The 7,598-nt window shown below is 30.7% G+C and carries 8 protein-coding genes; all 8 read right to left on the bottom strand.

Going from position 1 to position 7,598, the window contains the following annotated elements:
* Nucleotides 1-81 precede the first annotated feature (81 nt).
* Nucleotides 82-396 carry a hypothetical protein gene (locus tag LS81_RS11550; protein WP_052096535.1) on the bottom strand — a complete coding sequence of 105 codons (315 nt, stop codon included), beginning with the start codon at nucleotides 394-396 and terminating at the stop codon, nucleotides 82-84.
* A complete protein-coding gene (locus tag LS81_RS11545) occupies nucleotides 396-902 on the bottom strand; it encodes a hypothetical protein (RefSeq protein ID WP_138069924.1) in 507 nt (168 codons plus the stop codon). Before LS81_RS11545 ends, LS81_RS11550 begins: the two co-directional genes overlap by 1 nt.
* Before the next feature lie 244 nt (nucleotides 903-1,146).
* On the bottom strand, nucleotides 1,147-3,381 hold the full coding sequence (locus LS81_RS12145) for a hypothetical protein (protein ID WP_237022228.1): 2,235 nt from the start codon (nucleotides 3,379-3,381) through the stop codon (nucleotides 1,147-1,149).
* On the bottom strand, nucleotides 3,374-4,903 hold the full coding sequence (locus LS81_RS10025) for a Tle-like phospholipase domain-containing protein (RefSeq protein WP_138069923.1): 1,530 nt from the start codon (nucleotides 4,901-4,903) through the stop codon (nucleotides 3,374-3,376). Before LS81_RS10025 ends, LS81_RS12145 begins: the two co-directional genes overlap by 8 nt.
* Nucleotides 4,900-5,874 (bottom strand): hypothetical protein, encoded by a 975-nt coding sequence (locus tag LS81_RS11540; RefSeq protein ID WP_052096411.1) that lies wholly within the window; start codon nucleotides 5,872-5,874, stop codon nucleotides 4,900-4,902. The genes LS81_RS10025 and LS81_RS11540 overlap by 4 nt, the downstream gene beginning before the upstream one ends.
* 3 nt (nucleotides 5,875-5,877) lie before the next feature.
* The gene (locus LS81_RS10015) at nucleotides 5,878-6,450 is read right to left on the bottom strand and encodes a hypothetical protein (protein WP_034344433.1); all 573 of its coding nucleotides are present in this window, start codon (nucleotides 6,448-6,450) and stop codon (nucleotides 5,878-5,880) included.
* A 14-nt stretch (nucleotides 6,451-6,464) separates the two neighbouring features.
* Nucleotides 6,465-7,091, bottom strand: coding sequence for a hypothetical protein (locus LS81_RS11535; RefSeq protein ID WP_034344436.1), 627 nt, complete (start codon nucleotides 7,089-7,091; stop codon nucleotides 6,465-6,467).
* Nucleotides 7,091-7,598: hypothetical protein (locus LS81_RS11405; protein WP_161976769.1), on the bottom strand; the 508-nt coding region annotated here is incomplete at its 5' end. The genes LS81_RS11405 and LS81_RS11535, both read right to left, overlap by 1 nt.

Below are 7,598 nucleotides of genomic sequence, written 5' to 3'. Positions count from 1 at the left end.
ATTCTTTTGTTTTCTTTTTTCTCCAAATAAAGTAGCAGAGAATCCACTTTCAGTATTTGGTTGATGAATGAGTAAATCATATCAAGAAAAGAATCTTTTAGCTTGATTGGGAGTCATGTCGCCATCGAGTTTACCTACTTTTTCAGGCTTTAGCGTAGATAAAGGGCTTGGCTTATAAACTTCATAGTTTTTATAAGTTCTATCCATAATATCAGTAAGAGTAATCTGTTGTGTAACGGGGCCTCCACTTGCATCTACCCTATCTTTGCCTTTTTCATCTTTTAACACAAGAAATAATTGATTAGTGTCGCTTGTCTTTAAATCAAAATACCCATAAGCTGCCATAGCCAATTCAGCATTGTCTCTTAATTTTTGTATTTGTTGTTTATTATTCATTATTTTTTTCCTTTTACATCAATACACTGCAATATTTCTTGATTCCAATAAAATCCACTCCCTTCGTTACCATCCATATAATAGCGGTTAGATTTCCACGACGTTGATAAAAACATACTCTTTATATTATTAGAATCTAACCTATATTTTTCTTTGGGAGTTTCACTTGCCATTTTATGTAATGCAATTTTTCCTTCCAATGAATTTTCCTCTTGCTCTTTAAAATATTGATGATAATAAACAACTAGAGTGATATAGTCTATCCCATCCGAATACTTCTTGGTATGTGGAAAGTCATCTATGTCACCTAACTTTTTACCAAAATACCCTAGAATCTTATTATACTTCTCCTCATTATTAGGTAATTCATTTAACTTACACATTTTTTTAAATTGATGATAACTTGGTTGCAAGTTATATGGCACAAGCCACCCCCAACCACTAATACAACCATTAAACAACAAAGCAACACTAAATAATATTATAAAGTTTAGAAATTTTTTCATTATATAACTCCTTTAGATTCTGTATTCCTTTGCTTTCTTTTTTCTCCAAAGAGGGTAGCAAAAAACCAGATTCAGTATTTGGTTGATAAATATGGAGAGTGTATCCCAAACCTTGTGAATTCTACCCCCGCAACTCTCACATTTAATCTTAAAAGCCATCATGTATTCCTTTATTATTCTTGATTGCAATTGTATTGTATATTGTAGCATAAACCTATATGTTTCAAATCATTGGGCATTTTCCCTACCTCACCTCCACCCTTACTCTTTCGCACCCATTAGGTGCTAGTAATACTTTGCCTTGTATATTAAGTAAAGATATTTTTGTATTGTCCCCATTTTTTCCTTCCCCTATGTTACATTCCCTCATGTAATCCCTGCTTAAATCTATAAATCTCCCATAACCATAACCTAATTCTTCTTTCTCTCTTTGTTCTTTTAAAAGTTTATTTATGAATTTAGGCATAGTTTTTGGCACAATAAGCAAGTATTCATAAATTGTGTAGGCAATTCTTAGAGTAAGGATTCTATAACTAAAGAATATAGGATTATATATCTTGCTTATATCTTGTAGTATTGGTGTAAGAGTAGGATTAGAATCTAATCTAGCATAATCTGTGTTTTTAGATAATGGAGGTAGTATTATCTCTAGTGTATCATTTGGCGTATAAAAGCCACTTTGTGAAGAAATGTATTGTTCTTTAGATTCTCTATTTTCATAAGTGCTTGGTGTGAAATAATATTCCTCTAAATCTCTATAAGGCGTAATAAGAGTTAAAGAGGGAATAGTTATATCTATTTGAGAGCTTAATGCTTCTTTGCTTTGTGTATTAGCATTACTAGGATTTGGTGAGTTTATCCTAAAAGTATTTTCTTTAGGAGTGCAAATAAGAGGAAAGCCTTTATCACTCATTACACCACTAGAGACTAAATCTTGCATAATAGGATAATCATCATTAAACTTTTTTAATCCTCTAGCACTAGGGAGTATTACAGATACAGAGGTACAAGGAGTAGGCACTCCTGCTATATTATTAGTGCAACCTATGATAGAGCTATGTAATAAATCAGATTCTAAAATCATAGGAATACCTTTGGAAGTAAAAGGTTTGCCTTTATTACTCTTTAGCTTTACTACTCCATTATGAGGACATTTAATCTCATTATCCTCTAGTATTGGGTGAAGCATTGCGGTGCTTGTTAGAGAATCTATGGGGGTGGATTCTCTTTGTATCTGCTCTCTTTGTGTTTGTTCTCTCTCTAGTATGGCTTTAGATTCAGAGGAATTACATTTGAGTTTAATATTGAGGCTAGAATCTAAGAGGGAGTAGTTTAAAAGAGTTAGGGTATTGCTACCTAGAAATATTTGGAGGGTTTGAGTAAAGCTCTCTTTAGAATCTTTTGAATCGTAGTCTATTTCGCCACTTAAGTGATACACAGGCTTAGATTCTATAAACTCACCTTTAGAATCTAGCTCACCAAAGAATAAGGGATTGTTAGGAGATTCTTTAGAGCCTAGTAATAATTGAGAATATAAAAATATTTGTGTGTTGCTAGAATACAAAGAATCTGAAGTAAGTTTAGATTCTTGATTATTAGATTCTGGATTATTGGTTTTAGATTCTATGTTGTCATTATCTGATTGGGTGTTATGTATAGGATTAGATTCTGTATTGTTGAAATCTCTAAAGCTATCATTATATTTGTTGATGAGAGATTCTAACTCTTGTATATCTAGCCTTGTGCTATCTTTAGTAAAAATATCTATTCTTTCATCGTGGATATGGATGAGATTAGATAAAGAGTTAGCAGAATCTAAAAAGATAATCACATTGTTTTTATCATTGGATTCTAAGATAAGGTTGTTAGCATTATTAGTATTTCTTTTACTCACTCTTGATTGTAGCCTTTCTTGTCTCTCTTTTTCTCTTTGCTCCTCTTTGTATTCCTTGTAACTTAATTGAGAGATTCTATCCTGCTCCTCTTTATGCTTTTGCTCTCTTTCCTCTCTTAGATTTATCATTGTTTTATACAAGGCTTTTCTAGCTTGTAAATACTCGTTGTTTAGAGAATCTTTATTAGCGATAAAAGAGAGATAGAAATCATCTTTATAACCAAAATTTTGCGTAATGACTTTGCTATTTAGTGTTGTATTATTTTCATTATCTAGCACTAGCAAAGGATTACAGGTATAAAGGCAATACAAATATCCTAGTTTAGATTCATCTTGTAAATCATTAATGCTTAGATTCTCTAACTCTTTAGAATCTACATAAGTATAGTAAGCATTGTGGAAATGGAGGGAGGATAAGAGGTCGTAAGGGTTGCGGTCTTGCTCTTGTATAATATCTTTAGGAAGTTGTCTTATAATCTGCTCTCTTAAAGAGTCATGAAATAGAGTAATATTATAGGCTTGCTGTTCTAAGATAGAATGACTCGTTTCTGTAAATTGTTTTAAGTTTATCAATTTATCAAGCATAACTTTCCTTATCAGTAACATAAGAAATTGCATATAAAAAATCAGTTGGATAATCCATTTCCATTATCATTGTTTCTAATTCCTCTTGAGTTACATCAATGTCATTAGACAACTTTGCTTCTAAAAGGATATTTTCTCGTGCTATGTGGATAGGGTGTGATTGATATTCGTATTGACTAATTTGTTCTTTATATTGATTGTATTCTAATAAATTATTAATACCATTATTAACCTTATTATTCATTAGCATTATAGCTTCCTTTAATGTCATAATTAGTGGCGATAGATAGTGAGAATCAAACCATTCATTAATCATAAAGTATCGTATCCCTGTAAAATGTTCCCCCAAAATATTAAGCAGATAATGCTTCCCATCTATGTCTTTGCCTAAATCCTGTATGAGATTATCTATTTTTTTATTGTTATTGGGATTAGAATCGTCATCAGCTTCTATATGGTGGATAGAATCTTTACACGCTAATGGTTGTTGCAACATCTTATTGGTAAAGAAATTTTCTATTTTATTAGCATAAAATTCATTAAGATGAATCGCATAAAGGGTAATTTTTATCTGACTATAAGAGCTAGTATCTCTTTCTACTTTCGCACTAATAAGCAAGTGATGAAAGTTAGCATTTGGCATATCATAGCCACTCTTGCACTTTTGATAGATTTCTCTTAAAAGCTCATCTATTTTATTTTTATGATATTTTATTCTCTTGAGCGTTAAAACCTTTTGGAGATTATCTGCATAATTATCATTCATATCAATCAATACCGCATTAAAATCAAGCTTTTTAGCACCTGGGGAATTAAAAGTATAGACTTCTTTAATAATGCCAGAATGCGTAGGTGTCGCAAAGGATAAGGCAAAAAGTTGCGTTAAACACCCACCTAGCGAATGCCCCACAACAATTAAGGGAGTAGATTCTGTGATATAACTTTTCTCAATACATTCGCCATAAAAGTCTAGCATATCCAAATATTGCTTTTTAGGTATAGCACCACCAATCAAAGAAACATCAGCTTCAAATATATCTTTAGAATCTTCTGTGCCACGAAAAGCTAAGATATATTCTGAATCTTTAGAATCTGCTTTTGTGTCTTTAAAGAGAGTAGCAGAGAATCCAGATTCTGTATTTGGTTGATGAAATAAAAGCTGAAAGCGATTAACGAAGTTTATGGTTCTTTTAGAGAGTTTAGAATCCAATTTTACTTGAATAATGTTGTTATTATATTTCTTTCCTATTGTGTCTTGTTCAAATCGTGCTTCGATAGCACAAGCATAAGCTGTGTTTGTGTCTTTGGGTTTGGTGTATAATAAATTTCCCTCATCGTCTTTTATTTCAATATCTTTATTAAGTTTATTCCCAAAAGTTAAATCATCGGCTTTCTTGTCATTCCCTATATTTTTGTGTATATATTCTAATCTTGCATAACTTGCATCTGCACAATTAGCATAGTCAAGAAATTTTTGTGTCAATTTTATGTCCGCTTCGTGTGTTTTAATATTCTTTTTCATTTCTCACCGACTTTTATTTCATTAAATGAAGTTTTACGACCTTTTTGAAACCAAACATTATGTTTATTTTCCTTTGTATATTTAAATCTATAACTTAACTGCAATCCACTTTCTAAAACCGCAAAATAAGACCATCGTTCGCCTTTATTTAAAGTAAATTTATTATCACGATTCATACAGCTGTCAGTATTTTGAAAAGGAGTGCCATCGATTTTAGGTATAAAAAATCCACCTTTATCGTAAATAAAACCTATTTCTATTGCATAGGATTCAACTGCAAAACCTTTTTCATTTTTTATGCTATTAGCATACATAGTAAAAACTTGCGTTATCTTGCCTTGTTTATGTAAGATATATGTAATTTCTCCAATCATATCTTGCTCCCACTTGTCATCGTTACTTGGTAAATTTCCCTTGTAGCCATTGCTTACTTCGATTAATGGTTCTTCATATTCGTAAATACCACTTACCTCTTCACACAATTTTTGAAATTCATCATATTGAGAATTAAAAATTTTGGTAGAACAACCATTAAGCAATAAAACAACTAAGATTCCAAGAATAATATACAACCCTTTAGGATAGAGTTTTTGACAGATATTGTTTTCTGCATTAAAGATATGGCAACCATTGCTATCTTTGTATTGTGCAGAATCTATTTCTTTAGATACATTTGTAATCTTATTATCAATTTTCTTGCCTTGAGGATTTTTAGAATCTTGCATAAATCGTGCTTCAATAGCTCGGGCGTAGGTGGAGATTTGCTCTGTGTTAGTATCTTTGTTGAAATAGGTTGAGCCTAGAGTTTGGGTATCAAATTGTTTTGTAATTTTTTTACTATCCTTTTTTTCGTCAGTAAAAACATATTCCAATAATGCGTAAGAAGCATCCGCACAATTAGCATAATCCAAGAATTTCTGTGTTAGCTTATAATCTGCATTATGCGTTTGAATGTTTTTTTCTTGTGTCATATTCTACCTTTTTAACTTATGAGGATTATAGAGAAAATTATCCATATAACTACAAGTTAAAAAATCATCAGTTTCCCAATGCCACCCAGCAGCTTCATCACCTTGTAATTTTAAATTTTTATAGCTATACCAATATTCTGTATAGGTTATAAAATTTATGCCATCGTAATACCTTTTTATTGAAAGTTTACTTAGCCTTCCTTTTTCAAATTCTTCATGCGTTTCAACCTGAAAATCTCTAAAGCAAATCCTTTGCTGTAATTTCTCACTATAAAAACAGCCTTCCACATTTGTCTTTATATTTTTAGAATTCTTAATAATATCAAAATAATCCTGATTATATACTTCTACTTCAGAATCCACATTAGCACATAGTTTTTTAAATTTATAATACTGCGGGTCAATGGATTTAAAAGAAAAAGAGCAACCATTAAATAACACAATCACTAAGATTCCAAGAATAGAATATAAAATATATTTTAAAAAAGCATAACTCGCATCAGCACAATTAGCGTAATCAAGAAACTTCTGCGTTAGTTTGTAATCTGCATTATGCGTTTGTATGTTTTTTGCCATAATAAAGTCTTTAATTAATTACTCCAAAATCTATCAATAATATCATACATTCCGTGATTAGCCCTATCTCTTGTCATTCTAAAATAGAATCCTCTACCTTCATCGCCACCAAAAAATAATCCTATTTCAGTAAAAGTATAGCGATGAAAGATTCTATAGATATAACGATTATTATCTCTTTCACATATCTCATCACTTCTTTGATGGACAATCCTAGAGCTTATATTTTCTTTAGGATATTCTTTATTATAACACACATAACCCTTAAGCTTCGACTCTTTTTGGTAAATTCTTGATAAATATTCTTGAAAAGTTGCTTTTTCTATACTGCCATCTTTATTCATTTCTAAAATTACTGCAATCTTGGTATTGTAATACAAATCCCCAATTGCTTTAAGTTGTTTATCATACAAAACAAAACTATTGCTTTGAACTAAATTCTTATATTTATAATACTGCGGATCAATGTATTTAAAAGAACAACCATTCAACAATGCAATCACGAAGATCCCAAAGATTAAATATAAGGCATATTTTAAAGAAGCATAACTCGCATCAGCACAATTAGCATAATCCAAGAATTTCTGTGTTAGCTTATAATCTGCCTCGTGAGTTTTAATATTTTTAGTATTTTCAGCCATTATCTCCCTCGCTCTTTGTAAAAATTGTCCAAATAACTACAAGTATGGTTATCTTCTGTTTCCCAATGCCACCCAGCAGCTTCATCGCCTCGCAATTTTAAAGATTTCCCATTGTAGTTATATCTTGTATAGCTAGCATAATGTATATTTTTATAGTATTCATCAAATGTTTGTATTGTAATATTGCCATTTTTTTGTTCTGTTTTTAATATTTCTCTTATATTATATGGATAAACTTTCATATTCAATTTTTCATAATAAAAATATTCTATTCTTTCCTCGTCTATTTTAGAATTTTTAAAACGCTTTTCTACATAATCGCTATACATCTCCCAATAATCTTGATTATAAATCGTTACTTCAGAATCTACATTTTTGCACAACCTCTTAAACTTATAATACTGCGGATCAATGTATTTAAAAGAGATTAAAGAACAACCACTAAGCAATAAAACAATTAAGATTCCAAAGATTAAATATAAGGCATATTTTAAAGAAGCATAACTC

Origin of the sequence: Helicobacter trogontum (assembly GCF_000765905.2) — a bacterium.
Lineage (GTDB): Bacteria > Campylobacterota > Campylobacteria > Campylobacterales > Helicobacteraceae > Helicobacter_A > Helicobacter_A trogontum.
This window is presented reverse-complemented; position numbering and strand designations above follow the sequence as displayed.

Bases quoted from the DNA above. Each gene is read 5' to 3' on its own strand.
- LS81_RS12145 (WP_237022228.1), bottom strand. From the start codon at position 3,381: ATGCTTGATAAATTGATAAACTTAAAACAATTTACAGAAACGAGTCAT.
- LS81_RS10015 (WP_034344433.1), bottom strand. From the start codon at position 6,450: ATGGCAAAAAACATACAAACGCATAATGCAGATTACAAACTAACGCAG.
- LS81_RS11535 (WP_034344436.1), bottom strand. From the start codon at position 7,091: ATGGCTGAAAATACTAAAAATATTAAAACTCACGAGGCAGATTATAAG.
- LS81_RS11540 (WP_052096411.1), bottom strand. From the start codon at position 5,874: ATGACACAAGAAAAAAACATTCAAACGCATAATGCAGATTATAAGCTA.
- LS81_RS11545 (WP_138069924.1), bottom strand. From the start codon at position 902: ATGAAAAAATTTCTAAACTTTATAATATTATTTAGTGTTGCTTTGTTG.
- LS81_RS10025 (WP_138069923.1), bottom strand. From the start codon at position 4,903: ATGAAAAAGAATATTAAAACACACGAAGCGGACATAAAATTGACACAA.
- LS81_RS11550 (WP_052096535.1), bottom strand. From the start codon at position 396: ATGAATAATAAACAACAAATACAAAAATTAAGAGACAATGCTGAATTG.